Origin of the sequence: Pseudomonas deceptionensis (assembly GCF_900106095.1) — a bacterium.
GTDB classification, from domain to species: domain Bacteria; phylum Pseudomonadota; class Gammaproteobacteria; order Pseudomonadales; family Pseudomonadaceae; genus Aquipseudomonas; species Aquipseudomonas deceptionensis.
In genome coordinates, this window is the sequence record NZ_FNUD01000002.1 from 3416152 (window position 1) to 3441459 (window position 25308).

The 25308-nt window shown below is 60.3% G+C and carries 22 protein-coding genes; 3 read left to right on the forward strand and 19 right to left on the reverse strand.

Annotated elements, in window-relative coordinates; translation table 11 throughout:
* Positions 1–60: 60 nt before the first annotated feature.
* The 8 genes from BLW11_RS15590 to BLW11_RS15625 form a co-directional block, all read right to left on the reverse strand.
* A complete protein-coding gene (locus BLW11_RS15590; RefSeq protein WP_048361933.1) occupies positions 61–1404 on the reverse strand; it encodes an OprD family porin in 1344 nt (447 codons plus the stop codon).
* Entirely contained in the window at positions 1401–1838 is a 438-nt protein-coding gene (locus BLW11_RS15595; protein ID WP_048361932.1) for a pseudoazurin, read from the reverse strand. Before BLW11_RS15595 ends, BLW11_RS15590 begins: the two co-directional genes overlap by 4 nt.
* 50 nt (positions 1839–1888) lie before the next feature.
* Entirely contained in the window at positions 1889–3046 is a 1158-nt protein-coding gene (locus BLW11_RS15600) for an acetyltransferase domain-containing protein (protein ID WP_048361931.1), read from the reverse strand.
* Positions 3047–3258: 212 nt separating this feature from the next.
* The gene (locus tag BLW11_RS15605; protein WP_048361930.1) at positions 3259–3771 is read right to left on the reverse strand and encodes a PaaI family thioesterase; all 513 of its coding nucleotides are present in this window, start codon (positions 3769–3771) and stop codon (positions 3259–3261) included.
* Positions 3772–3871: 100 nt separating this feature from the next.
* Positions 3872–4294, reverse strand: a complete 423-nt coding sequence (locus BLW11_RS15610) for an SRPBCC family protein (protein WP_048361929.1) — start codon at positions 4292–4294, stop codon at positions 3872–3874.
* Entirely contained in the window at positions 4291–5505 is a 1215-nt protein-coding gene (locus BLW11_RS15615) for an MFS transporter (RefSeq protein ID WP_048361928.1), read from the reverse strand. The genes BLW11_RS15610 and BLW11_RS15615 overlap by 4 nt, the downstream gene beginning before the upstream one ends.
* On the reverse strand, positions 5502–5894 hold the full coding sequence (locus BLW11_RS15620) for a GlcG/HbpS family heme-binding protein (RefSeq protein ID WP_048361927.1): 393 nt from the start codon (positions 5892–5894) through the stop codon (positions 5502–5504). Before BLW11_RS15620 ends, BLW11_RS15615 begins: the two co-directional genes overlap by 4 nt.
* 85 nt (positions 5895–5979) lie before the next feature.
* The gene (locus BLW11_RS15625) at positions 5980–6699 is read right to left on the reverse strand and encodes an IclR family transcriptional regulator (protein ID WP_048361926.1); all 720 of its coding nucleotides are present in this window, start codon (positions 6697–6699) and stop codon (positions 5980–5982) included.
* 234 nt (positions 6700–6933) lie between these two features.
* On the opposite strand from BLW11_RS15625, the gene BLW11_RS15630 reads away from it, so the two are divergent.
* Positions 6934–7299: an avidin-fold protein gene (locus BLW11_RS15630; RefSeq protein WP_048361925.1), complete on the forward strand. Its 366-nt coding sequence runs from the start codon at positions 6934–6936 to the stop codon at positions 7297–7299.
* A 53-nt stretch (positions 7300–7352) separates the two neighbouring features.
* Here the strand turns inward: BLW11_RS15630 and BLW11_RS15635 are convergent, their stop codons facing one another.
* The 10 genes from BLW11_RS15635 to BLW11_RS15680 form a co-directional block, all read right to left on the reverse strand.
* Positions 7353–7817, reverse strand: a complete 465-nt coding sequence (locus BLW11_RS15635) for a MaoC family dehydratase (protein WP_048361924.1) — start codon at positions 7815–7817, stop codon at positions 7353–7355.
* Positions 7814–9451: an AMP-binding protein gene (locus BLW11_RS15640; RefSeq protein ID WP_048362035.1), complete on the reverse strand. Its 1638-nt coding sequence runs from the start codon at positions 9449–9451 to the stop codon at positions 7814–7816. Before BLW11_RS15640 ends, BLW11_RS15635 begins: the two co-directional genes overlap by 4 nt.
* Positions 9452–9480: 29 nt before the next feature.
* Positions 9481–10866, reverse strand: coding sequence for a GntP family permease (locus tag BLW11_RS15645; RefSeq protein ID WP_048361923.1), 1386 nt, complete (start codon positions 10864–10866; stop codon positions 9481–9483).
* 295 nt (positions 10867–11161) lie between these two features.
* Positions 11162–14239, reverse strand: coding sequence for an efflux RND transporter permease subunit (locus BLW11_RS15650; protein ID WP_048361922.1), 3078 nt, complete (start codon positions 14237–14239; stop codon positions 11162–11164).
* A gap of 154 nt (positions 14240–14393) precedes the next feature.
* On the reverse strand, positions 14394–15590 hold the full coding sequence (locus tag BLW11_RS15655; protein WP_048361921.1) for an efflux RND transporter periplasmic adaptor subunit: 1197 nt from the start codon (positions 15588–15590) through the stop codon (positions 14394–14396).
* 29 nt (positions 15591–15619) lie between these two features.
* Complete coding sequence (locus BLW11_RS15660) at positions 15620–17203, reverse strand: efflux transporter outer membrane subunit (protein ID WP_048362034.1); 1584 nt, start codon at positions 17201–17203, stop codon at positions 15620–15622.
* A gap of 273 nt (positions 17204–17476) precedes the next feature.
* A complete protein-coding gene (locus tag BLW11_RS15665; protein ID WP_082136288.1) occupies positions 17477–18865 on the reverse strand; it encodes a tripartite tricarboxylate transporter permease in 1389 nt (462 codons plus the stop codon).
* Complete coding sequence (locus BLW11_RS15670; protein WP_048361920.1) at positions 18862–19329, reverse strand: hypothetical protein; 468 nt, start codon at positions 19327–19329, stop codon at positions 18862–18864. The genes BLW11_RS15665 and BLW11_RS15670 overlap by 4 nt, the downstream gene beginning before the upstream one ends.
* A 58-nt stretch (positions 19330–19387) precedes the next feature.
* Complete coding sequence (locus tag BLW11_RS15675; protein ID WP_082136295.1) at positions 19388–20305, reverse strand: hydroxymethylglutaryl-CoA lyase; 918 nt, start codon at positions 20303–20305, stop codon at positions 19388–19390.
* Positions 20306–20310: 5 nt separating this feature from the next.
* Entirely contained in the window at positions 20311–21597 is a 1287-nt protein-coding gene (locus tag BLW11_RS15680) for a hydroxymethylglutaryl-CoA reductase, degradative (protein ID WP_048361918.1), read from the reverse strand.
* A 137-nt stretch (positions 21598–21734) separates the two neighbouring features.
* Here BLW11_RS15680 and BLW11_RS15685 point away from each other — a divergent pair, with 137 nt between their 5' ends.
* Both BLW11_RS15685 and BLW11_RS15690 read left to right on the forward strand, forming a co-directional pair.
* Positions 21735–23105 (forward strand): aminotransferase-like domain-containing protein, encoded by a 1371-nt coding sequence (locus tag BLW11_RS15685; RefSeq protein ID WP_048361917.1) that lies wholly within the window; start codon positions 21735–21737, stop codon positions 23103–23105.
* 168 nt (positions 23106–23273) lie between these two features.
* Positions 23274–23903, forward strand: a complete 630-nt coding sequence (locus tag BLW11_RS15690) for a dTMP kinase (RefSeq protein ID WP_048362032.1) — start codon at positions 23274–23276, stop codon at positions 23901–23903.
* Positions 23904–24093: 190 nt separating this feature from the next.
* Here BLW11_RS15690 and pvrR read toward each other — a convergent pair whose 3' ends face one another.
* Positions 24094–25299, reverse strand: coding sequence for a response regulator cyclic di-GMP phosphodiesterase PvrR (gene pvrR, locus BLW11_RS15695; protein WP_048361916.1), 1206 nt, complete (start codon positions 25297–25299; stop codon positions 24094–24096).
* Positions 25300–25308: the final 9 nt, after the last annotated feature.

Genomic DNA, 25308 nt, shown 5'->3' on the forward strand with positions numbered 1-25308 from the left:
ATTGAGGCTGCCTTATTGGCAAACGACCGCCGCCGGGTCGTTTGCCAAAGGCTTGAAGGTTTAAATCCTTCCTGTCAGCGGGTATTCAATGGCCAGACGGATCTGGTCGGTATCCAGCTCAGCTTGTGCAGTGTTGCCTCGGTGCACGTTGTGTCGCAATGACACGATGGTGCCCTTGGCGGTTCCACTCTGAACCACATAACGCGCTTCCAGATCCCGCTCCCAGTGCTTGCCGCCTTTGCCATAACCCAGATAGGCATAGCCGCCGCGGGGGTCCACATGGCTGCCGTCAATCTGACTGCCGCGCACATAAGCGGCGCTCAGCACCAGGCCGGGCATGCCCCAGGGCGTCATCGCCAGATCGTAGCGCGCTTGCCACGACTGCTCGTTGGGCGCATTGAAGTCTGAGAGTTGCACCGCGTTGGTGATAAAGATCGCACCTCGGGTCACGTAGTCGAACGGCGTATCGCCATGCACCTTCTGATAACCCAGGCTGAAACTGTGCGGGCCTTGGGCGTAGGTGCTCAGCAGGCTCCAGGTGGTGTTATCGATGTTGCCCGACAGTGCCTTGCCTTCATCGGTGGTGCGGTACAGGTTGAAGTTCAGCGACAGCGAGCGGTTTTCATCAATCGCCTGGCTGAAAGTGGCGCCCAGGTACTGCTGGTTCCAGGTGTCCTGGTAGCGGGAGCTGTAGAGGCTGGCACTGAGGTTTTTGCTCGGGGTGTAAACCATGCCGGCGAGGTCAAATGCATCCCCTTTGACGGCATTCGAGTAGTTCACTACAAAGCCCTGATCATGGCTGCTGGCGTTGCGGTCGGTACTCTCGGTGAAATGCCCGGCCACCATTTTCAGTGCGTTGAATTCGTTGCTGGTGAGAAACACGCCGTTGGCGGTCTCGGGCAACAGGCGGCTGTCGGATGAGCTGAAAACCGGCGTTTTGACCCGCTGTTCGCCATAGGACACCACCGTGTTGGACAGGCGCAGCTTCAACGCCGCGCCCCCGCGGCTGAAATCGTCCTTGGGGTAGCCGTCGTTATCCAGCCCAAGCAGGCGCGCCTTGCCGGCACGGCCACCGCCGCTGTCCAGCTTGACCCCGAGGTAGGCGTGGGCATCGACACCCACACCGATCAGGCCCTGAGTAAAGCCCGACTGCAAGGTGCCCATCAGCCCGTAAGCCCACTCTTCGGCGTAGCCGTTGCGTTGCGCTCGCGGCTTGTAGGCATTGCGCGCGCCGCTGTTGCTGGCGCCGTGGCGGTACTCGCGGTTGTCATAGACCGTGCGGTTGAGCAGGCTCCAGGTGCTGTCTTCGATAAAGCCATTGGCCCGGGATTGGGCCGAGTCGGCCAGGGCCAATGGGCTCGCAAGGGCCAAGAGGAAGGCGGAGCGGGTGACCGCCACGGTCATGGTCGGGCCTGCTGCGCCAAAGTGGCATTCAAGCGGTCGAGTGCACGGCTGGGCAAGCCTGCTGGCAATACCGCAGGCAGGTCGGCGGGCTCGCCCACTTGAATCAGCATCACCATGCCCATTGCCAAATGCGGAGTGCATTGGATGCCGTACAGCCCCGGCAGGCTAAAGGTCTGCTCGATTTCTTGATTGATGTTTCCTTTGAAAGGCACCGCGCCGTCGGGCAGCAAGCCAGGCAATGTGGCAGCATTATGGCCGCTTTGTGTCGGGACAAACTTGACCGTGTCGCCGGGAGCAATCTGCAGGTAGTCCGGGTCAAAGACCATACCAGCGGTGGCGCTGCGGGTGAGCATTTTCACTTCGTGGGTTTGGGCCTGCGCGGTGGAGAACAGCAGGGTTACGCCAAGCAATAGCGTCAGGGATGTAATTCGCATGTTCGGCTATCCAGTTAATCAATCAAGGGCAGTGCACGGGAATCTCAGGCTCATAAATACTTGAGCCAGGTGATATCACGCCGACGTGCTTTCAACGCGGCAAACCAGCGTACCGGCAAGTACAGTGCCGTGGCCAACAGTACGGCGGTCAACCAGACAGCGCCGATGCCGTCAAAACCGAAGTAGCTGCCCTGGTTTAAGCCGAACAGGCCAACGCTCGCCAGATACAGCACCTTGAGCACGTACAGGTGCAGCAGGTAAAAGAACATCGGCGCCGCGCCGAACACCGCAAGGATGCGGATCCATGTGGCTTGGCGGGCACGTTCAAAACCCAGCAACAGCAAAAGCCCCAGACCCAGGGTCAAGGCGATGAACAGCAGCGAAGGCGGGTACTTGGTGATGTTGAAGAAACTCATCAGGGTTTGCGTGGCATTGCCGTAGTTCACCCACGGCGCCTCGCCGTAACCATTGAGCAAACGCAGCGCGACAAACCCGAGCAACGCACCCACACCGGCCAGTAGCAGGTAACGCTGACGCGTGACGGCAGACGCTGAGCGGGCGAACCAGGGGCCCATGCAATAGCCCAGCGCGATCACGCCGATCCACGGCAATACCGGGTACGAGGTGCGCAGACGCAAGCTGTCCGAGAACTCGATCCAGCCACGGTCATGCAAGATGGCCCAAGGTACATGCATCGCCGAACCGACCGGAAAGTGCAGGGTATCGAGCACGTTATGCCCGGCGATGATGGCGATACCGAGCAACAGCAGCAGAGGGCGTGGCAGCCACACCAGCGCGGCAAGGGCGATCATGCTGACCCCGATGGCCCAGATCACCTGCATGTAAATCACGGTTGGCGGGAACTGGAAAGTCCAGGCGAAGTTCACCAGGGTAAATTCCAGCACCACCAGAAAAAGGCCACGCTTGAACAGAAACGCCGAGACATCCCGCGTGCCCTGATATTTTTCGCCGTACAGGTACGCCGACAGGCCGGTGAGCAACACAAACACCGGGGCGCACAGGTGAGCGAGCGTGCGGCTGAAAAACAGCGCCGGGTCGGTGATTTCGATGTTCATCGGATCGGCCACCTGACGGTGCAAAAAGAACGTCTCGCGCACGTGGTCCAGCAGCATGAATAGAATCACCAGGCCCCGAAGGGCATCGATGGAGAGCAGGCGTTGGCTTGGAGGGGGGGCAGCAGTGGTCATTGAGGAGGTCACACATGATGAGGGTATGCTTAAGGTTGTAGTTACCTTATAACATAATAGGCTCATCGTCATTTTTTTGAGAAGAATTCTCAATATGGCGTCAGGTCAGCGAAGCTCCTGCAGTCGTTGACGAGTAGAACGAGGCCACGTTCGGCTGCGCAGCCATCTGCAAAACCACGGCGCCCCGGTTTTGCAGATGCAACGCGATGGCCTCAAGCCAAAGGTGTCGGATGCAGTCCATGGGCGGCCGTAGCCAGTTGCCCGGTGTCGACGCGAACAAAAACCGAGTCACCGACAGCCGTCAGCACATCCCCTGCATACACCTCACAGATGACACGCGTTTTGCGCCCCACATCGCCTTCAACCTTCGCACGCAGGGTTAGAGGCACGCCCATCGGTGTCGGCTTGATGAACTTGATCCCCAGGTTGCCGGTGACGCAATTGATGCGCGGCAGGCTGGCTGTTTCGCGGTTTTCCATGCGGTAGTGCCAGGCCATGGCCGTCCAGTTCGAATGGCAATCGACCAGCATTGCGATCAGACCGCCGTACACCAGCTCGGGCCAGCCGCAATATTTGGCATCCGGCAGGTGCTCGGCTATCACATGCACGCCATCCTCGTGCCAATAGCTCTTGATATGCAGGCCGTGGGGGTTGTCGTTGCCGCAGCCGTAGCAAACGCCTTCAGGCGCGGCAGTGTCTTGCAAGGAGGGGGCGAGCTGAGACATACCTTGATCATCCTTAAAAAATGTATGCCTTACGTTAACGTAAAGCCACGCCTCCGTGCGCGGCTTTTTGTAGCTGTTCTCGGCCCCGGGATGTTCCTGATCAGTGCGCCTCAGCCTCAACCACTGCTTTGAGCCGCTCCAGCCCCGCGCGATAAAACCCGTCGAAGTGCGCCACGATCCCGGCTTCATCGGCACCCTGAACCACAAAGCTGCTTGCCCAGCTGGCGAGGGTGCCGCCCTTGCCATCGTCCCGGGCGGACATCGTGCCGATATAGTCAGTCACTGGCGCCGGGCCTTGCAGCAGGGCATAGCTGTAGGTCTTCCCGGCTTCGTCAAACGTGAGCAGACGCTCGACAATAATCACCCCGTCGACGGTTGTCAGGTGACGCAAGCGTCCTGCGTCACTGAGGGTGCTGCTGGCAATGACATCCAGCCAGCGGGGCAGCCAGTCAAAGCCTCCCAGCAGTGCCCAGACCTGTTCAACCGGGCGTTTGATCGTAATTTGGATATGGACGTCACTCATGTTTTTACCTGCGTCGTGGGGGAATGAAAGCGTGAGTCTTTTCGGTTGAGGGCGACCAGCCAGATCAGCGGCAATTGCGCGAGGATCACCGTCGCCACGCCTGCCCATGGGGTGAATGACATCTGCCCGCTGCCGACCAGAGCGCTGCCGCTGGTTTCTCCCAGTGCAATGCCAAGGTTGAATGCCGAGATGTTCAGCGCTGAAGCGAACGCCACTGCTTGCGGGGTGAATCGTTCGGCGGTGGCCAGCATCCCGGCTTGGGCCGCCGGTGACAGACCGAATGCCAGTGCGCCCCAGAAAAACAGCATCACCACCATTGGCCCTTGATAGGGCATCAGCAGGGCGACACCCGCCAGGGTCAGCGCCAGTAGCATGAAGATCATTCGCAATGCCGGTTGCCAGCCCATTGCCGATGCCAGCCGGCCCCCGACCAGATTGCCCACCAGGGTGGCCGCGCCGAATACGACCAGGAGCACGCTGGCGGTCGCGGTAGAAAAGCCGCTGATATCTGTCAGGATCGGCGTGATAAAGGTGAAGGCGGCAAAGCTTGAGCCAAAACCCAGCGCTGTCACGGCCATCATCGCCAAAATGGCCGGGTGCTTGAGTGCTGCCAGCTGTCCGCGCGAGTTGCCCGAGGGCGGGGTCGGTGCGTGGGGCAACCAGCGGGCGGTGGCGATCAAGGCCAATGCAGCCAGCAATGCGACCGCATAAAACGGCAGCCGCCAGCCCATGGCATTACCCAGGAAGCTGCCGATCGGCACACCGATGACCATCGCCAGCGTCAGGCCGGCGAACATGATCGCGATGGCTTTGCTCGCCTGACCCTTTGGCGCCAGGTTGGCGGCGACGGTTGCGCCGATGGCAAAGAAACTGCCATGGGCGAGCGCAGTGAGGACCCGTCCAGCCAGTAACACCGGGTAATCCGTGGAGAGGGCGGACAGCAGGTTACCGGCCATAAACAGCGCAATCAGCGTCAGCAGGACCGGTTTGCGTGGCAGCCGTGCCAGTGCCAGAACGGTCAGCGGTGTACCGATGGCCAGCGCCAGTGCATACAGACCGACCAGGCTCCCCGCACTCGCCAGAGGGATGTCGAGGTCAGACGCGATGGCCGGCAGAATGCCCACCACAATGAATTCCGCCATGCCGATTGCGAAGGCAGTCACCGCCAACGCGAGTACGCCGGGGTGTATGGGCTGCGTGCTGCGGCTCATGTTCGGCCGGCCGCCAGCAGAGCGATGGCTTGATCCGCCTCGACCGTGGCACCGGCGACCCCGACGGCACCGATGACCTTGCCCAGGTCATCGTGCAGTACCACGCCACCGCCAAAACTGATCAACCCGCCATTGGTGGCTTCCAGCGAGTAGATGGCACCGCCCGGTTGCGCCTGCCTGCCCAGATCGGCGCTATCAGTACGGAACAGTGCGGCAGTGCGTGCTTTTTTGATCGACACATCGATGGCACCGGGCACGGCGTCATCCATACGGACGAAATGGCGTAAAAGTCCGGCATCGTCGACCACACTGATGCAAACGGTGAAACCCTGGTCACGTGCCAGGCTTTTTGCACGATGGATGACCTGCAGAGACAGTTGTTCAAACATTCCAGTATTCCCTTGAGTCTAGCGACAGAGTCGGAATGATCCCGACCTTTGCTGTTCAAGGGAATATGGCCACAGGCACTGGCCTCTAAAGTTTGATGATGTCGAACATTTCGCCCATGGCCCGGATCGCCAGCGTACGCAATGCGCTTTTTGGCAGGCGCGATGCGGGGGCCGCCACGCCGAGGGCTGCGACCACCCGGCCTTGCAGGCGCAGCGGCAGCGCTACGCAGTTGAGGCCGGGTTCGGCCTCTTCAAGGTCCAGGGCATAGCCTTCGGTTACGATCCTGGCCAACTCCACTTCCAGCGCGGCCGGCAGCAGGTGGGCCCGACGCAGGCTGCGGCGCAAGTCCTCGTCGAATGCCAGGAACACTTTGCCGATGGCCGAAGTGGTCAGCCCGGCACGACGCCCGCGGGGGCTGGCAACGCGCAGGCTGGCGCTGCCTTCCAGAGCATCCATATAAAGATACTCACGTGTTCCGCAGGGCACGGCGAGAAAACAGGTTTCGCCCGTGCGCTCGGCCAGCATGCGCAACGCCGGGGCAAAGGTCTCACGGATTCGGGCATCGGCATCATTCAACGGCTGGGCAATCTCGCGCAGTCGCAACCCCAGCGCATAGTGAGTCCCGCGCCGGGAGATGTAGCCCATGGCGGCCAGGGTATTGAGCAGGCCGTGCAAGGTGCTTTTATGCAAACCAGTGTGCGCTGCAAGGTCCACCAGACGGATCTCACCGCCTGCCGCTGCGATGGATTCGAGAATCAGCATCGCGCGCTCGACCGACTGTATGCCTCTGTTTTCGTTGATCATGGGCTGAAGGTTCGTTTGCCTGTGCACTGAGCTGTTGGGCAGGTATTTACCTGCGTGACGGTGTTGGGGCTTTTAAAATATACGACTTCAACTGCACGCGTCGGGAGCGTACATCACACGCTTGGCATTGCGCGTGATGAATTTACCCGTGACCCGGGTGTTGAGAGCTTGCGGGCATGGGTTAGGATCATCCCGGGCAGAAATGGAACCTCTCGACCACAGGACGCGATTCGTATGCAAACCCCTTTTTCTGAAGTTGGCGAACGTTTGCACAATCGCCGGTTTTCCGTGGCAGGCAATACCCATGGGCTGTCGGGTGCAGGCACGGTGTTTCATTACCGTGTTGAAGACAATGCCATTTCAGGCACTTACCAGGGCGGCCGGATACGCATCGGCAATCAAGTCGGGCGCGTGACGGGCGCCGATACCATCGAACTGCTCTTTCAATGCCTGACCACCGAGGGTGAGCTGCTTTCTGGCTGGTCACGGGGCACGGTAGGTGTTGATCAGGCGGGGCGCACCACGCTGAGTTTTGTGTGGGGCTGGTTGTCGGGGGCGACCGGTGGTGGGGAGTCGAGCTATGTCGAGCTGCCCGGGTAGCTTGCCCGCCATCCCTGAACCGTCCGGGCCGACGGTTCAGGGGCAGGGCTTGATCAGACCGCTTGTGTGGCAGCCAGTGGCATGCGGTTACTGAGCAGGATTTTGCCGGTGGCCTCGGCAATCTGTTCGCCGCGCTGGTTGGTGCATTGACCGCGCAATACGGCAATCCCGCCGTTGCTGCGGGGTTTTTCCAGGGTTTGTGCGATGGTCCACTGGACGCTCAGGGTGTCGCCCGCGAACACCGGGGCAACGAACCGGCAGTTGTGCTCAAGGTACGCCACGGCAGTGCCGTAGAAGTACATGCCGATGGAGGCGGACATGAAGGCGCTGGTCATCGGGCCATGCAGGATAGGCCGGCCGAAACGGCTTTTGGCGCAGAACTCGGCATCGCTGTGCAGCGGGTTGAAGTCGCCAAACATCCCGCAGGCGCGGCTGATGTGCGAGGCGTCGATGGTCAGCGACTGGCCGAAGGTTTCACCCTCGGTGATTTCGTCGAAGGCTTTTCCTAAAAAGTTCATGCATCAAGCTCCATGGCAGTTCGTTGTTCTTCGCGTTCGCGCAGGGCCTTGCGAATGATTTTGCCCGTGGTGGTCATCGGCAGTTCGTCGAGGAACTCAATTTCACGAGGGTACTCATGGGCCGCCAGCTGGGCACGTACGTGGGCCTGCAGTTGTTTTATGGTGGTGTCGCTGGCGGCGTAGCCTTCGTTGAGTACGACGAAGGCCTTGACCACCTCAGTGCGAATCGGGTCTTTTTTGCCGATGGCAGCGGCCAGCTTTACCGCCGGGTGCTTGATCAGACAGTCTTCGATTGGCGTCGGGCCAATGCGATAGCCCGCACTCGTGATGACGTCATCATTGCGCCCAAGAAAGAAGATGTAGCCGTCTTCATCCATCGACCCCTTGTCGCCGGTCACCAGCCAGCCATTGATGTACTTTTCCTCGGTGGCCTGGGTGTTTTCCCAATAGCGCAGCATCTGGCTGCCGTTGGGCGTCGCCACCGCAATGTGCCCTGAGTCGCCGGTTGGCACGACCACGCCATAGTCATCGATGATGGCAACGTTGTAGCCGTCGACCGCCCGGCCTATGGCGTGGGCCCGGTAGACACCCTGACTGGCGCAGGATGAGACCACCAGATTGCACTCTGTCTGGCCGTAGAATTCGTTGATCCGCACCCCCAGTGCCTGATCGCCCCAGGCCAGAAGCTCGTCACCCAGCGACTCGCCGCCACTGGCGACCGAGCGCAGTGAAAGCTGCCAGCGCTGCTGCGGGTTTTCTACCGGGCGCAGCAGTTTTAGAGCCGTTGGCGGGAAAAAGACATTCCTGATATCCAGCTCTTCGATCAGCCCGAACACGTCTTCGGCGACGAACTTGTCGGCACGGTAAGCCACCACCGGTACGCCGTGGTACCAGGCAGGCAACAGCACGTCGAGCAACCCGCCAATCCATGCCCAGTCGGCCGGGGTCCACATCCGGTCCCCAGGCAGGGGGAACCCGTCGTGGGAGCTGCGCACGCCGGCTAGGTGTCCGAGCAGCACGCGATGGGCATGCAGTGCACCTTTGGGATGGCCCGTGGTGCCCGAGGTGTAGATGATCAGCGCCGGGTCTTGCGCCGCCGTGTCGAGGGTCTCGAACCGGTCGCTGTGGCGCTTGAGTTGCTCATGGTAATCCAGCACGTCGGCACGCTGAGCGGGTGCATCGATGACATAGCACAACTGTAATTCGGGGAGGTTTGACCGGATGCCTTCGATCTTCTGCAGGCCGCTGGCGTCAGTGATCAGGCCGCGCATGGCACAGTTCGACGCGCGATGCTCGATGGCATCGGTACCGAACAGTTTGAACAGCGGAACCGCGATCGCCCCCAGCTTGTACAGCGCGATGTGTGCGGTGCCGGCCTCCAGGCCTTGTGGCAGCATGATCCCGACCCGGTCACCCGCCTGCACACCGTGCTCGCGCAAGCTGTTGGCCAGGCGGTTGGCGTGCTGTTGCAAGGTCAGAAAGCTGTGTTGCTGAACTGAGCCGTCGGCGTTTTTCTGAATGATCGCAATGCGTTCGGGCTCCGCGGCCCAGCGGTCGCAACACACCTGTGCGATGTTGAAACGGTCCGGGGTACCCGAGTGCGGGTGGTCGGCAGCGGTGGGCGAAGTGTTCATGGTCAAATCCTTGTTGTTATGCGCCATGGTCAGAAGCTGCCGAACGTTGAACCCAGCACCATCACCACCAGCAAAGCGGTCATGGGCACAACGGTCGTCATCATGAATATTTGCGGGTAGGACTGGCGGTGCGTCAGGTTGCAGATCGCCAGCAGGGTGATCACCGCGCCCGAGTGGGGCAGGGTGTCCAGCCCTCCGGCAGCAATGGTGGCGACCCGGTGAAACAGGTCCGGGCTGATGCCCGCCGCCTCGATCATGCGCAGGTAGTCACTGCCAAGGGTGCGGAAGGCGATGCTCAGGCCACCGGACGAGGAGCCGGTAATACCCGCCAGCACGTTCATGCTGAGCACGGCCGATATCAGGGGGTGATCCGGCGAGACATTGAGAATGGTGTCCTTGATCACTGCAAAACCGGCCATGCCGGCGATCACCGCGCCATAGGCCACTTCCGAGGCCGTGTTGAAGATCGGCAGTAGCGCGCCGATGGTGCCTTTGTTGATGGTGACCGTCAGGTTCTCCCAGCGTCGCCAGTTGAGCAGGATTACAAATACGATGGCGCACATCAGCGCCAACAGCACGGACCACAGCCCTATGACGCTCTGCGGATCGATGTTGCCAAAGCGTTCTTCCCGCAAAACGCTCAGGTCCAGCGAAGGCAGGATCCAGTAGCTGAAGGCGGCGTTCAGGCCGATCACCACGATGATGGGTAACAGGGCTACGAGCAGTCCGGGTCTTTTTACGCCCTCATTCGACGGTAATTCGTCGTCATGGGGGCCGTAGCCTTCGCCGTTGGCCATGGCCTTGCGTGCCCGCGACTGCAAGATCCAGGTGCCCATCCACAGCATGACGATCGAGGCAATGATGCCAAGGCCCGGCGCAGCGAAGGTGGTGGTGCCCAGGTAGGCCGTGGGAATGGCGTTCTGTATCGAAGGGGCGCCGGGGAGTGCGGTCATGGTGAAGGTAAAGGCACCCAGCGCGATGGCGGCGGGCATGTAGCGTTTGGGGGTGCCGGACTCCCGGAAGATTGCCGCCCCGATGGGGTAGACGGCGAAGGCCACGACGAACAGCGAGACGCCGCCATACGTCAGCAGAGCGCACGCCAGCACCACTGTGAGGATTGCGTGGCGGCGGCCCAGGCGATGCATGAACCAGTCCGCAATGGTATGCGCTGCCCCGGAGTCCGCCACCAGCTTGCCAAACAGCGCACCCAGGATGAACAGGGGGAAGAACTTGATCAGGTAGGCGCCCAGCTCTTTCATGAACAGCTGGGTATAGGTGGGCATGATGTCCGTCGCGGCACCGCTGAGCAGTACCGCCAGGGCGGCCATCAGCGGCGCCAGAATCAGTACAGTCACGCCCCGGTAGGCGAGAAACATCAACAACAGAAGGGATATCAGGATCGCCATCGTGCTCATGGGTGGTTCTCTTATAATTATTGTTTTGACGTTGGGTGCGGCTTGCTGTCCATTACGACATTCTTCCCGGGCAGCGCGGATGCGCTGTATCCGCAAAGCGCAGCGAAATCGACAGAGCTTACGTTTACGTTTGCGTCAACCTAGAGCAGGCACTGTGACATGTCAACCGGATTGGATCACATCTGCAGGTTGCATCAATTCAAGTCGAGGTACCCGGGTCGCGAAGCAAGGGCCGTGGGCCAGATGCCCTGAGCATCCGGCACGGTGACGACCCGCTTCAGGTCAGGCGAGGATTTCAAAGTGATCCGGCCGCTTCTTCGTCGTGCGGGCCAGGGTGCGGCTGCGTGGCTTGCTGATGGTGTGTGCTGCCGATAAACATGTACATCGCCGGCACCATGAAGAGCGTCAGCAGGGTGCCGATGGACAACCCGGCGAAGATCACCAGCCCCATGTCATGGCGCCCCGCAGCACCGGCACCGGAGGCCCAGACCAGAGGCACCACGCCCAGCACCATCGCGGCCGTGGTCATCAGGATGGGCCGCAGGCGCACGGTGGCAGCCTCTTCAATGGCCTCCCGCTTGCCGTGGCCTGCCCGCTGCAATTCGTTGGCAAACTGAACGATCAGGATCCCGTGCTTGGTGATCAGCCCCAGCAGCGTTACCAGGCCCACCTGGGTGTACACGTTGATGGACGCGAACCCCATGGTGATGAAAGCCAGCGCGCCAAAAAGCGCCGGTGGCACCGAGAACAGAATCACTACCGGGTCGCGGAAACTCTCGAACTGGAAGGCCAGGGCCAGGTAGACGATAAGAATCGAGAACAGCAGCAGCCCGACGAAGCCGCCTGACTCCTGCATGAACTGGCGCGACTCGCCCGAGAAGTCCGACGTGTAACCCGATGGCGCCACGTTGCTCAGGATCGTGTCCAGCTTGGCCAGCAGCTCGCCCTGGGCCACGCCACTGACGCCTGAAAGGGTCGCCGAGTTGAGTTGCTGGAAGTGGTTGATCGACTCCGGCTGCGTTGATGTCTCGATATGCGCCACCGTGCGCGCCGGGATCATGGCCCCGGCCGGGGTGCGAATGTAGTAATCGAGAATCTGGTCCGGGTTGAGGCGGTCAACCTGCAACACCTGGGGAATGACTTTGTACGAGCGCCCGGCCGTCGAGAAGTAGTTCACGTAGTTGCCACCCAGTGCGGCGGACAGCGCTGCACCGACGTCTGCCTGAGTCATGCCCAGTGCGGCAATTTTTTCCCGGTCGACCACAAGCCTGGCTTGTGGCTTGTCCAGCTTCAGGTCCATGTCGGCGAACCAGAACAACTGTTGTTTTTGTGCCTCGTCCATCACCGCCTGGGCCACTTCATTGAGGTTTTCCACCGAGTCGGTGGTGGTGATCACAAATTGCACCGGCAAACCCTGGGCCCCCGGCAGCGACGGCAGCGGGAAGGCTGCGACGGTTGCCCCCGGCACCTGGTTCCACTTGTGCTGAAGGTCCTGCACCAGTTCGGCCTGGGACCGGGTGCGCTGGTTCCAGGGCTTGAGCAGCACACCGCCCAGGCCCTGGTTGAGTGCGGGCAGCCCGGTAAGCTGGAACATCTGGGCGTATTCCGGCTCCTTGTTGGCTATCTGGAAAGCCTGGTCGGCAAAGCGCTCCATCTGCTGGGGCGAGGCGGTCGGCGCGCCTTTGATCTGCATGAACACCAGCCCCTGGTCTTCGGTGGGCGACAGTTCGCTTTTGGCGGTCATGCCGCTGGCAGCGACCAGCAGGAACAGCACAAAGCCGAACGTCACCAGCACCGGCCACATGTTTAAACCGCCCGACAGTACGCGGCGGTAACGGCCCCGCAGCCAGTCAAAGTACTGATCCAGCCGGCGGGCGAAGCGACCCTCTTCCTGCCCGGGCTTGAACAGCCGGGAGGTCATCATCGGCGAGAGCGTCAACGCCACCACGGCGGACACGGTCACGGCACCCGCCAGCGAAAAACAGAACTCCTTGAACAGCGCACCCGTAAGGCCGCTGCGCAGCCCGATGGGCACGTACGCGGCGATCAACACTACGGTCATCGCGATGATCGGGCCACCCAGCTCCCGCGCCGCCACCAGCGCAGCTTCCAGCACGCCTTTGCCTTCCTCCTTGATATGGCGGTCGACGTTTTCGACCACAATAATTGCGTCGTCGACCACCAGACCGATCGCCAGCACCAGGGCCAGAAGCGTCAGCAGATTGATGGAGTAACCCAGCAGGTACATGACGAAGAAGGTCCCGACCAGCGACAGCGGGATTGCCACCAACGGCACAATCACCGCCCGGAATGAGCCGAGGAACAGGTAGATGACCACAGACACAATGGCCATGGCCTCAACCAGGGTCTTCACCACCTCGTAAATCGAAGTATTGATGAACTCGGTGGAGTCATAGACGATGTCGCCGCGCACCACGGCGGGCAATTGCGATTGCAGCTCGGGGAACGCTTCGCGCACATGGGTGGCGACCGTGAGGATGTTCGCATTGGGCGCGACCTTGATGCCGATGAACACCGACCGCTTGCCGGAAAACGCCACGCTGCTGTCATAGCTTTCGGCACCCAGGGTGACGATGGCAACATCCTCTAGGTGCACCAGTGCATCGCCTTTCTGCTTGATGATCAGCCGTTTGAATTCATCCACGGAGTGCAAATCGGTCCCGGCCGTCAGGTCGACCGTCACGGTTTGCCCCCGGGTCGAGCCCACGGCAGACAGGAAGTTGTTGTTGGCCAGGGCGGTGGACACGTCCTGGGCAGTGACGTTGTGCGCCGCCAGTTTGTCCGGGTCCAGCCAGGCGCGCAGGGCGAACTGACGCCCGCCAAGAATCTCTGCGGTTTGCACGCCCTGGATCGAATCCAGCTTGGGCTTGACCACCCGCACCAGGTAATCGGTGATGTTGTTGGTGGGCAGCGTGTCGCTGTAGAAACCCAGGTACATGGCGTCCGTGGTTTGCCCGACAGCCACTGATAACACCGGCTCCTGTGCCTGTGCAGGCAACTGGTTCTTGACCGAGTTGACCTGGGTATTGATCTCGGTCAGCGCCTTGCTGGCGTCGAAGTTCAGCCGCAGCGTGGCGGTAATGGTCGATACACCGGTGATGCTCGACGAGGACAGGTAGTCGATGCCCTGAGCTTGAGCGATGGCCGACTCAAGCGGCTGGGTGATAAAACCGGCGACCGTGGACGCATCCGCACCGTAGTAAGCGGTGGTGATGGTGACCACCGCATTTTCGGTGCGCGGCCATTGGTTGACCGGCAACTCGAAGATCGAGCGCAGCCCCAGGATCATGATGAACAGCGAGACCACCACGGCCCAGACCGGTCGCTGGATAAAAGTATCGGTAAGCTTCATGGGGCACCCTTAGGGGCTGTTGACGTTTGGTTGTGAGCCGCGTCGCTGGGCGGCGTTGCTCGCAGCTTATTTAGAACAACTAAACCACGCTGCTCGCGCCTTGCCCTGCACCACATGGGCTATCGGCGCGGCCACAACCACACGTCAACAGACCCTAGTGTTCTTGGGGAGTCGGAGCAGGGTCGTTCAGCGGCGCGGCGCTGTTATTGATCTGCACCGGCGAGCCATTCTTGAGCTTCATCTGGCCGCTGGTGATCAACAGATCGCCTTCCTTCACGCCGGACACAATCGCGACTTGATCGCCCCGGGTTGGTCCGGTCTTGATGAAGGTCTGTTGCGCTGTCAGTACGTCCTCACCCTTGTCGTTCTTTTTCGCAGTGGCGATGAACACCGTGGTGCCATATGGGTTGTAGGTAACGGATGTCTGCGGAACAGTGAGGTAACGCTGCGCCGTGCCGGAGTCGACCAGGGCGCGGGCAAACATGCCGGGCACCAGGCTGTGACCGGGGTTCTGGACGGTCGCTTCGACCGTGACATTGCGTGTGGTCGGGTCGAACTGGGTGTCGATGGTGCTGATGCGGCCCGTGAAGGTCTGGTTGGACAGGCCGTCGGCAGTCACCGAGACCTCCTGGCCGATGTCGATGGCCTCCAGCTGGGTCTGTGGCACCGTGAAGTCGATGTAGATGGGATCGAAGGTCTGCAGCGTTGCTACCTTGTCGCCGGGGTTGAGGTATTGACCGGGGTTGACGCCGGTAATGCCGATACGTCCGGCAAAAGGGGCGCGGATGGTTTTTTTCGCCACCAGCGCCCGCTGCTGTTCTGCGGCGGCGAGCTTGGCCTTCAGGTCCGCAGTGTCTGTGTCCACTTGTGCCTGGGACACGGCGTTTACCGCCAGTTGGGCCTTGTCACGTTTGAGGACAATGACGGCCAGGTCGGCAGTGGCTTCAAGGGAATGAAGCAGGGCGATGTCCGAGTCGGCATTCAACTGCACGAGCAGGGCCTGGTCTGCCACCTCTTGCCCGGGCTTGAAGCCAAGGGTGCGCACAATGCCGCCCACTTCGGTAGTCACATCCACCCCTTTGACGGCTTTGATCGACCCCACGGCGGAGACACGGGGCTGCCAGTCGTCGAACGGCACGTGCATGGCCGTCACCACAGCGGCGGGCAAGGGCACCTTGGACTGGGCGATCATGGCCGAAATCTGCATGAATTTGACCCCGGCAATGATCGCGACAATCACCAGTACCACCCCGACCATGATAATCATCGGCCGCCACAGCCGGCGCTTGCGCGGGCCGCCCGGTGCGCTGGCTCCGGATGGCGGGGGGGAGGCAGTCTTGACGTCAGCCATGGGTGTCCTCACTGTTTCAATGATTCAGCTCAGTCGAGCGGTGTCGCACCGGCCGGAGCAGCCTTTCTGTGGGGCGGCATGATCTCTTGCCACGATGGCAGGCCAAAGCGGTCAGGGCTGCCGGCAGTGGCAGGGTCCACGTCGGTGCGGTTCCACCAGCCACCCCCCAGTGCCTGGAAGAGGGCAGTGGTGTCGCTGTATCGGGCGGCCTGCGCCTTGACCCGCGCAAGCACGGTGTTTTGGTAGCTTTGCTGGGCCGTGAGCAGGTTGATGTACGGCACCGCTCCGAGTCGGAACTGGGCTTGCACCAGGTCCAGGTTGGCCTGGGCGGACTGTTCAGCCGCGACCTGCTGGTTGAGCGCTTCGGCATCGGCTTCCAGCGCCCGGAGCGCGTTGGCCACATCCTGGAACGCCGTGATCACGGTACCCCGATAACGGGCCGCCGACTCGTCATAGGCCGCCACGGCGGCGCGTTTGCGATGTTCGAGTGCGCCGGCATCAAAGATCGGCTGGATGATCGAACCGGCCAGGCTCCAGACCCCGGTGCCCGCTGAAAACAGTTTTGTGCCGCTCGCCGCCGTGGAGCCCAGGGCCCCGGTAATGCTGAATTGCGGCAGCTGATTGGCCACGGCCACGCCAATATCGGCGCTGGCCTGATGCAGTTGAGCCTGGGCAGAACGCACATCCGGCCGCTGGCCGACGATGGCGGAGGGCAGGCTGACCGGCAGCTCCTGCGGCAGGTGCAGTGAGGCCAGGTTAAAGCGCTCGTCCCGATCCTGATTGGGGAACCGGCCCAGGTAGGCCATCAACTGGTTGCGGGTCTGGGCCAATTGCTTTTGCAGCGGGGGCAGGGTGGCACGGGTTTGCGCCAGTGCGGTCTGCTGCGTGAGGACGTCGGTATCGGCGATGGCACCCAGTCGCCGCTGAGCCTGCAGGAGGTCAAGCTGGTCGCTCTGGAGCCGGATGATTTCTCCGGTGGCGGCCACCTGATCGCGCAAAGAGGCAAGGCTGACGGCCGTATTCACCACATTGGAGGTCAACGTGAGGTACGTCGCCTCCAGCTGGAAGCGTTCGTACTCGGCTTGCGCCGTGGTGGATTCGATTTGCCGGCGAGTGCCGCCGAACACGTCAGGGGCATAGGACACGCTCAGCGACGCGGAACTCACCGTGAGAATGGGCGACGTCGGCGCCCCCGTCGTGGCCCCCGATATTTTTTGGCGGGTTTTTGACACGTTGCCGTTTACCGAGGGGAACAGCGACGCCTGGTCGGCATAGACCAATTCGTTGGCCTGGCGCAATGAGGCCTGGGCGGCCCCGACATCCGGGTTGGCCTGCAAGGCTTCCTTGACCAGGGCGTTCAGTGCCGGAGAGCGAAACAGCGTCCACCATTGCCCGGGGATATCCATCCCGGCGATCAGCCGCTGTGCCGCGCCGCCGGCCTCAATGTCTGCCCGGGCGGTGGTGGTGAGCTGTTCTCGTGAGTAGTCGGCATTGGCGGCCACATCGGGGCGTTCAAAGTCCGGCCCCACCGTACAGCCCGCCAAGGCAAGGCACAGCAGGCTCAGTGGAGTCAGGAGGTGTGGGGGTCGAAAAAGGGCACAGATACGCGTCATCCGTTGCGGTCCCGCGGCGCGCTGGCGAAGCTGCTCGTTCATATTGGCCCTGATTAATCAGCCGGTTAACGCCTTTGTTGGGAAAAGAGCACCGGCTCATCAAACCGCCCCCTGCAAAAGGGCGGGGTGACGGGTTTCAAGTCACGTGGAATAGGTGGGTTAACGTTAATTCAAGAGTGGGAAGACCGCCAATAGAGGGAATCTTTATTGGCCGGTCGTGAGTAAGGCTTGTGGCTATTTCTTATAGGGATGCTGTGTTCATGCTGCGAGGCGTCATGTGTGCAGAAGGGCAACAAGGGCCGGAACCGTCAGAACGGCGGTGTAATAGCCCATGAACTGCACGCCAATGTTGAAGCCCAGAAAACGTGAAAGGAACCCGCCCAGCAGGCCGATGGTGATGATCACCAGTAACCCCAGGAGGCCGCCTTCCCAGATGCCAATCACCAGGATGAGCCCGACAAAGGTCGAGATCACGGCTTCGTGGCTGATGTTGCGCGACACATAGGACGCTGCACGGTGTGCGTAATTCATGGTGAACGGGTAAGCGATCAGAATGGCGATGATCACTGCCAGCATGCCGTACCCAAGAAATTCCCAGGTGCTGAGCAGGGAGTGCAAGTTGTGTACCTGGCCGGTTGCCGTGTCGACGCTAAAGCGCGGAGGCGCATTGAACAGCGGCGCTGCCGGGCCCGCGGCGACCGGGCTGAGTGGCAGGCCGAAAGCGATCAGCGGGATCAGCGCTTCGGCCAGGTAGGTCGACTCTGTGACCCCGTTACGGGCCGTGATGACGGTGGTCAGCCGGTGGTACACATGCTTGACCCTTGAGCCGACGAGCTCGCCCATGATGACAGTCATGGCAACCGGGCTGAACACAAAGGTCGCGCTGGAGATGACGGCGGTGATGGCCGTCCACATGCTCTGTTTGCTATCCAGTACTTTCAGCGGGTTGGGGAAAAAACCACCCCAGCTTTTTACGTCGGGCGAGAGTGAAAAAGTGCGCACTTGCTGGCGGCGCATGGTTTCTCGCTCGGCCGGGGCCAGCATGGAAAACAGAGCTGCGATCAGCGGGCCGATGGCGATGCCCAGAAAGTAACTGACACTGAGCTTGACCCCATACTGCCCGGTGATGCTTTGCAGGCCGACAATCACCAGGACGAAGGGAATCAGTGTCAGTACGGCCGCCAGGCGACCTTTGGAAAACCATGCAATGGCGATCGCCGCCAGCAGGAAAACCCAAGGCGCCGCGTGTTTGATCATGTCTGCGAACGGCGCGAGCATGACGGCGAACAAAACAGCCATCGGAACCGCAATCAGCGCGGCAATCACCGCCCCCGAAATCATTTTGCGCAGGGCAATGTGCGGGACGCCCAGATTGCGCAGGAAGTTGGCTTCACGCATAAGGGGCGTGGCCATGGTGTCGCCAGGGATTCCCAGGAGGGCCGTCGGTACGGCATGGGTCATGTGTTTGGCCACGGCACCTGCCAGGAAAAAGGTCAGCACGCCTGCCGCAGGCACGCCCAGCAGCACCACCAGCAAGGTTAACGGGGCGAGCGTAGTCGTTTCATCGCTGCCCGAGATGAGTCCGATACCGGCAAAAATGACGGCCCCCAGAAAACCCATGCCCGCCGCGATCAGTATCTGGTCCAGGAGAGGTTCGATCATGACCGGCCACCCTCGATGCTTGTTGCGCTGACCGTCTTGACCGGGGGCTCGTCGGGGCTCGTGTGAAGACCTTTGTCATACTCAGCGAAAAGATCATAAAGATCCATTTCACGCAGCTCCGCAATCGTGGCGGGCGGCAGGTCCGCCAGGCTCCCCAGGGGGCCATATTCGTTCTGCAACTCGATCAGGATTTTTGAACGCCAGGCCGGATCTGCCAGGTGCTCCACGACGTTGCGCTTGGGTTTGAACAGCGTGGCACTGATGGCGCCGCCTGCCAGGCAACCCACAATCCCCACCAGCATCGCGTAGGCACGTGCCATCTGCGCGTCGGCTACCCAGCCCACGAGCAGTTGCCGGGCTATGAAGTACGCGCCGAGGCTGACGATTGCGCCAATGCAAATGGCGTAAATCAGGTGACGACCGTCGACCGTGTCGCCCCATACTTCAAACAGTTCGGGTTTCATAAAGGTTCTCCCACTGCCCCTGAGGGCTTTTATTGTTATGAAGGTGAAGAGATGCGGTTTAACTGGGTTGTAAACGACCACGTTTCGCAAGCAGAGCGCGGGAGACTCTGGACGCTGTTTCCCGGCCGAGTTGAGCATTGATGAACTCACCGACATCGATCAGCGCATCAAGATCGACGCCATGTGTCATCCCCAGGCCGTTCAGCAGGTAAATCACATCTTCAGTGGCCACATTGCCTGTGGCGCCCGGCGAATACGGGCAGCCTCCCAGGCCGGCAACCGAGCTGTCAAAAATCCGTACATCCGCTTCCAGCGCAGCATGGATATTGGCGATTGCCATGCCATAGGTGTCATGGAAGTGTCCGGCGAGAGCGCTGACGGGTACAACCTGGCGACAGGCATCGATCAACGATTTCGTCGCTGCGGGTGTTCCCGAACCCAGGGTGTCGCCCAGACTGATCTCATGGCAGCCCATTGCAAACAGCGATGCGCTGACTGCCGCGACGGCCTCAGGTTTGACGTAGCCCGTAAAGGGGCAACCCATGACACACGACACGTAGCCTCTGACCCTCACACCGGCATCGCGGGCAAGCACCATGACGTCCTGATAGCGGGCCAGGCTTTGCGCAATAGAACAGTTGATGTTCTTTTGTGAGAACGCTTCGGAGGCTGCGGCGAATACGGCGACCTCCCGGCAACCTGCTGCCATTGCGGCTTCCAGACCTTTCACGTTGGGTACAAGTGCAGTCCAGGTGACGCCGGGGCGAACGCTGAGCGCTTTGAGCACGTCGTCAGATCCCGCCATCTGCGGCACCCAGCGCGGTGAAACAAATGCTCCGGCCTCCAGCGTGCGCAAGCCTGTGTCAGCCAGCATTTCCAGCAGCTGCACCCTGATCTGCGGGTGTAATGTCCGCTTTTCGTTCTGCAAGCCGTCCCTCGCACCCACCTCAACCAGACGCACATGATTGTCAGCCATGATCATTACTGCGCACGCTTTTGTTCAAGCAGTTCAGCCGCTTTGTCTGAGCGCACATCACGGGATTCGACCATCTGTGTGACCAGCCAGTTGACTTCCTCACCCCTGGCGCCCGCCGAAAGAGCAATGTTGCGTGCGTGCAGGGCCATGTGACCCCGCTGGATGCCTTCGGTGGACAGCGCACGCAGCGCGCCCAGATTTTGTGCAAGCCCGACCGCCACCGCAATTTCAGCGAGTTCCTGCGCCGTCTTCACACCCAGGATGCGCAACGACAGTTGAGCCAGCGGGTGAGTCCGGGTAGCGCCGCCGACCAGTCCGACCGGCATGGGCATTTCCAGTGTTCCCACCAGATGGCCCTTGCTGTCTTTTTCCCAGGTGGTCAGGGAGCCGTAATGCCCGTTGCGGCAGGCATAGGCGTGTGCACCGGCTTCCACCGCACGCCAGTCGTTGCCCGTGGCGACGATCAGCGGGTCGATACCGTTCATGATGCCTTTGTTGTGGGTGGCTGCACGGTAGGGGTCGACCACAGCAAAGTTGTAAGCGTCGAGGATCCCTTCAATGACATCCTCGCCTTTGTAGCTTGTGGTGGTGAGCAGTTCAGGCGCGATGCGGATCTGGGCGCGGGCAAGGCGCAGATCGGCCAGGTTGGACAGGATGCGCAGTCGAACCTTGCCCCCCGTAATCTCTTCCATCAACGGGGCCACGGCTTCAGCCATGGTGTTCACGGTGTTGGCACCCATGGCATCGCGCACGTCCACGATAAGGTGCGCAACCAGCATCGGGCCGCGAGGGCTCTGGGCGAAGGTGTGTACTTCAATGTCGCGGCAACCGCCGCCTAGCTGGTTAAGCAGTTGATCCTTGCGATTGGCGAGTTCGATGATTTCGTCCTTGCGGCGCAAAAGGCTCAGGCGGGCATTGAAAGGGTCTTCGATGTCGACAATCTGCACCTGGGCCCGCATGAGCGGCAACGAGCTGGAAGTCTGGAAACCGCCAGCTTCGCGTGCCAGTTTGGCCATGAACGAAGCGGCGGCGACGACCGAAGGTTCTTCAACGACCAGCGGCACGATGACGTCGCGGCCATTAATCTGGAAGTTGCTGGCGACGGCGTACGGCAATTCGAACTTGCCGATGACGTTCTCGATCATGCCATCGGCAATTTCCAGGGGGAGGGCGCCGGCATCGCGTAGCAGGGCGACATCACCTTCTGGCAGCTCAAGCAGCTCTTGCAAATGCCCCAAACGCTCGGCGGGCGACATGCTGCGGAACATGGGGAGGCGGGAGTCGATACTCATGGGGAGGGTTCTCGTGCAGTTATTGTTGTTGAGTTGCCGTCACCCTATTCGCATGTGTCTTAGTTAAAAAGGTACAGTTTGGACAGACAGTACCTAAGCTGTACCCTCTGCAATTATTTCATTCAGGAATCCATGCGATGGTGCGACAGACGCTTGCCCAGCAACTGACGGCATCACTGGTCGAGCAGATTGGCAACGGCACGTACCGGGTGGGAGACCGCCTGCCTTCACTGCGCGAGTGCATGCGCCTGTTTGGTTATTCGAAAAATACCGTGATCAACGCTTACGAGGCGCTGGCTTCCCAGGGGCTCGTTGAGGCGCGCCACGGGCAGGGTTTCTTCGTCAAACAGGGCGCTCCGATCAGCAGCGAGCCGGAAGAACCACAGCCATTCACCCGTGCGATGGACACCATCTGGCTCATGCGTCAGCAGTTTGTGCGTGAGCCCGGGCACTCGCCACTCGGTGAAGGTTTCCCGCCCGTTGAGTGGTTGATGGATTTGCGGCTGGACAAGTTCACGCGGCAGATCATGCGTATCGGCGTCACGACGCTGTTCCGGTACGGCAATCGGCTGGGGAATGCGGCGCTTCGTCAGCACCTGGTGCAGAAACTGGCCAGCTATTCGATTACGGCCAGTGCTCGCCAGATCGTAACCACCCATGGCGCCAATCACGCGCTGGACCTGATCATCCGTCGCTTCATTGCCCCTGGAGATTACGTGTGTGTCGAGGACCCGGGCTATTACCCGTTATTCGGCAAGCTGCAACTGCAAGGCGCGCGGATGCTGTCCGTGCCCAGATTGCCGGATGGCCCGGACATGGAAGTACTCGAACAGCATCTTCTTCTGCACAAGCCCAAGTTGTTTTTCATTCAGTCAGTGGGGCACAACCCGACGGGCTCCGACATTTCACCCGGTAAGGCTCATCGGCTGGTTCAGTTGGCGCAAGAACACAACTTTATCCTGGTGGACGACGACGCTTTGGCAGACTTCAAACCGGCATCGGCAATCAAGGTCTCTGCGCTGGATCAGTTGAAGTGTTCACTGTACGTGGGCAGCTTTTCCAAATCTGTTTCTGCGGCATTGAGGGTGGGGTTTATCGCCGGCAGCAAAGACGTCATCGATGAACTGGGTGACCTGAAGATGCTGCTGCATACCAGCACATCGGAGCTTTGTGAGCGAACCGTGGATGTCATCCTGACGGAGGGGCATTTCCTGCGGCATTTGATCCGCCTTCAAGAACGGCTGAAAGCGGCCACCGCGGCGGGTTTGCAGATGCTGGATGAGATTGGGGCCGAGGTATTTGTGCGTCCGGAGCAAAGCCTTTATCTGTGGGCCAGATTCCCCCACATCGACGACGCCAGGGAGCTGACGCGACAGCTGCTGCCAAAGGGTTTCATGATTGCCCCCGGGCACATTTTTTCACCGGAGCAGTCGCGCGTGAATCCATGGACGAGATTGAATGTCGCGTACCTGAACGATCCGCTGCTCAAGGCCGTACTGAGGGGCTGAAAGGGCCGGGAAGCAGGCCATAGGGGAGCCGGTGTCCAGATATGGACCTGACTCAGTCCTCGCACACGCTATCATGGGGCGTTTAGCTGATGGATCAGCGCGTACGCTCGAAATCTTCCGCCATCACTTATGTTTAATCGTTGAGGAAGCAAGATGCTATTGCGGGATTTGAACCGTCCGTTGTTTGTGTCACTGGATGGCCCCAAGGGAACCGGCAAAACCACACTTTTGGAGGCCATTACGAAAGTACTGAGGGCTGACAACAAGAAGGTGATCCGGCTTTGCGAGAGAAACAACGATCCCAGCAGGGCTGAAACAATGGCCCTGGTTCACGAACTCGTCAGAAATCCCGGCCGGGACCTGGAATTGCGGGTTTGTGAGCGCCTTGCTGACAGCCGTAGCTGGATTTCCCGTCACGTACTGACTGAACAGCCAACGGACAGCATCATCCTGATCGATCGCTGGTATCCGTCGGATGCCGCGTTTCGCCGGACAGTCCCGTTTGCAGAGATCCTGCGGTTGAACATTGATCGAAACGTGCGAGTACCGGACCTGCACGTTGGGGTTGTCACCGCCCCTGAAATTTCATGGGCGAGGGCAGCAGCACGATCGCGCGGGCTGGGCAGTACGGTGATCCATAAACTGGAAGAACATGTCGCTTGTACCCGGGCGTTCGAGCGAGCGACTGCAGATCACGGCTGGGTTTTATGCCGTAACGAAGGCACGATCGAAGACGCAACGATGCAGGTGGTATCCGAGATTAATCAATTGATCTCTGCCACGGCACACATGCCATAGCGCAGTGCGGGTTTGCAGGCAGTAGTGAAAAACTGGAACTGGACTCTGGGCTGATGCTTTCCACGGTGCCGTGGCAAGTGACACCGAGGCAGGTCTCGACCTCAATGGTTGCGCCCTGGCCTGCGTGAGCGTTTGTTAGCCCGGTTTCAACACCTTTACACCTAAACAGTGAATCGGCTTTGCACAGGCTTCACCTGACACTCAAGGCTGGACGGTTGAATGGGTAAGAGTACAACTCTGCTGCAAAGTCGCTGCATGACGTGGCGCCACCGATGAAGAAGCCTTGGGCCTGGTCGCATTCGATACTGCGCAGAAAGTCGAGTTCTGCCCGGGTCTCTACACCTTCAGCGACCACTGTAAGCCCCAGTTTTCGGCTCAGTTGCACGAGACTGATCAGGGCGCAGGCCAGACTTTCATTTTCAGCACAGCCATGCACCAATGAACGGTCTATCTTGAGCTCACTGAAGGGCGTGGAGATCAGATTGAAGTAGGAGCTGAAACCCTTGCCGAAATCATCCTGGGCCAAACCAAACCCCATCATGCGCAAGCGGCAAGCGCCGGCGTAATAATTGCCCAGTTCTTCGGTGGTTGAGCTTTCCATCAACTCAAATACGATGCGGCTCGGCTCTGTACCATGGTTCACAACGTAATTGCGCAAACGGTCAACCAAGTCGTGCTCATTCAGTAAGTGAGTAGGCAAGTTGATTGACACAGGCACATCCCGGCCCCGCGCGCGCCACTGCCTTTGCGCCTGCAAGGTTTGCTCGAGCATCAGCCACAGTAGTCGCTCTTCCAGCCCCAGGCTGATCAGTGCGGATAGAAAATCTTTGGGCAATAACAGCCCGGATTCTGGATGGGCCCAGCGCACCAGGGCTTCGGCACTGAGAATGTTGCCATTACGCAGCGATATCTTGGGTTGGAACCAGGCTTGAATCTGCCCATTGTTCATGGCCAGTTCGATACTTCGCGGGTCAATATTAAGGGTATGTACGCAGGCCGATTCAGCATTGAGTCGGGCTACCGCTAGCCGTGCTTTCAAATGCCTGAGCGCATCGGTCTCAACCGGCTTGGCGATCAGGCCGAGGACTGAGAGCCCAAGGTTTTTAGCCGCCAACTCGGCACTGACCAGCATGCGGCGCGGCGCGGCACTGACCAATGCCAGCGCTGGTGGTTGTTCCAGGGCAGCAACTTTCTGGATCAATTGCACGCCGTCCATGATGGGCATAAGTAAGTCGCAGAGAAGCAAATCATAGGCATGAAGGGCTAGACACTCCAGCGCGAAAACACCATCCCGGACGGTGTCTACGGTAAAGCCGCCAACCTCATTAAAAACGTTCAGCACATACTCAAGCTGAAAAGGATGCGCCTCAACGATCAGTACACGATAGGGCTTCACGGGTCCCTC

Coding starts and splice junctions, on each gene's coding strand:
- BLW11_RS15670 (WP_048361920.1), bottom strand. CDS start 19,329: ATGAAACCCGAACTGTTTGAAGTATGGGGCGACACGGTCGACGGTCGT.
- BLW11_RS15660 (WP_048362034.1), bottom strand. CDS start 17,203: ATGACGCGTATCTGTGCCCTTTTTCGACCCCCACACCTCCTGACTCCA.
- BLW11_RS15675 (WP_082136295.1), bottom strand. CDS start 20,305: ATGGCTGACAATCATGTGCGTCTGGTTGAGGTGGGTGCGAGGGACGGC.
- BLW11_RS15665 (WP_082136288.1), bottom strand. CDS start 18,865: ATGATCGAACCTCTCCTGGACCAGATACTGATCGCGGCGGGCATGGGT.
- BLW11_RS15655 (WP_048361921.1), bottom strand. CDS start 15,590: ATGGCTGACGTCAAGACTGCCTCCCCCCCGCCATCCGGAGCCAGCGCA.
- BLW11_RS15645 (WP_048361923.1), bottom strand. CDS start 10,866: ATGAGCACGATGGCGATCCTGATATCCCTTCTGTTGTTGATGTTTCTC.
- BLW11_RS15620 (WP_048361927.1), bottom strand. CDS start 5,894: ATGTTTGAACAACTGTCTCTGCAGGTCATCCATCGTGCAAAAAGCCTG.
- BLW11_RS15600 (WP_048361931.1), bottom strand. CDS start 3,046: ATGACCACTGCTGCCCCCCCTCCAAGCCAACGCCTGCTCTCCATCGAT.
- BLW11_RS15610 (WP_048361929.1), bottom strand. CDS start 4,294: ATGAGTGACGTCCATATCCAAATTACGATCAAACGCCCGGTTGAACAG.
- BLW11_RS15640 (WP_048362035.1), bottom strand. CDS start 9,451: ATGAACACTTCGCCCACCGCTGCCGACCACCCGCACTCGGGTACCCCG.
- BLW11_RS15685 (WP_048361917.1), top strand. CDS start 21,735: ATGGTGCGACAGACGCTTGCCCAGCAACTGACGGCATCACTGGTCGAG.
- BLW11_RS15625 (WP_048361926.1), bottom strand. CDS start 6,699: ATGATCAACGAAAACAGAGGCATACAGTCGGTCGAGCGCGCGATGCTG.
- BLW11_RS15595 (WP_048361932.1), bottom strand. CDS start 1,838: ATGCGAATTACATCCCTGACGCTATTGCTTGGCGTAACCCTGCTGTTC.
- BLW11_RS15650 (WP_048361922.1), bottom strand. CDS start 14,239: ATGAAGCTTACCGATACTTTTATCCAGCGACCGGTCTGGGCCGTGGTG.
- BLW11_RS15590 (WP_048361933.1), bottom strand. CDS start 1,404: ATGACCGTGGCGGTCACCCGCTCCGCCTTCCTCTTGGCCCTTGCGAGC.
- BLW11_RS15605 (WP_048361930.1), bottom strand. CDS start 3,771: ATGTCTCAGCTCGCCCCCTCCTTGCAAGACACTGCCGCGCCTGAAGGC.
- BLW11_RS15635 (WP_048361924.1), bottom strand. CDS start 7,817: ATGAACTTTTTAGGAAAAGCCTTCGACGAAATCACCGAGGGTGAAACC.
- BLW11_RS15630 (WP_048361925.1), top strand. CDS start 6,934: ATGCAAACCCCTTTTTCTGAAGTTGGCGAACGTTTGCACAATCGCCGG.
- BLW11_RS15615 (WP_048361928.1), bottom strand. CDS start 5,505: ATGAGCCGCAGCACGCAGCCCATACACCCCGGCGTACTCGCGTTGGCG.
- BLW11_RS15680 (WP_048361918.1), bottom strand. CDS start 21,597: ATGAGTATCGACTCCCGCCTCCCCATGTTCCGCAGCATGTCGCCCGCC.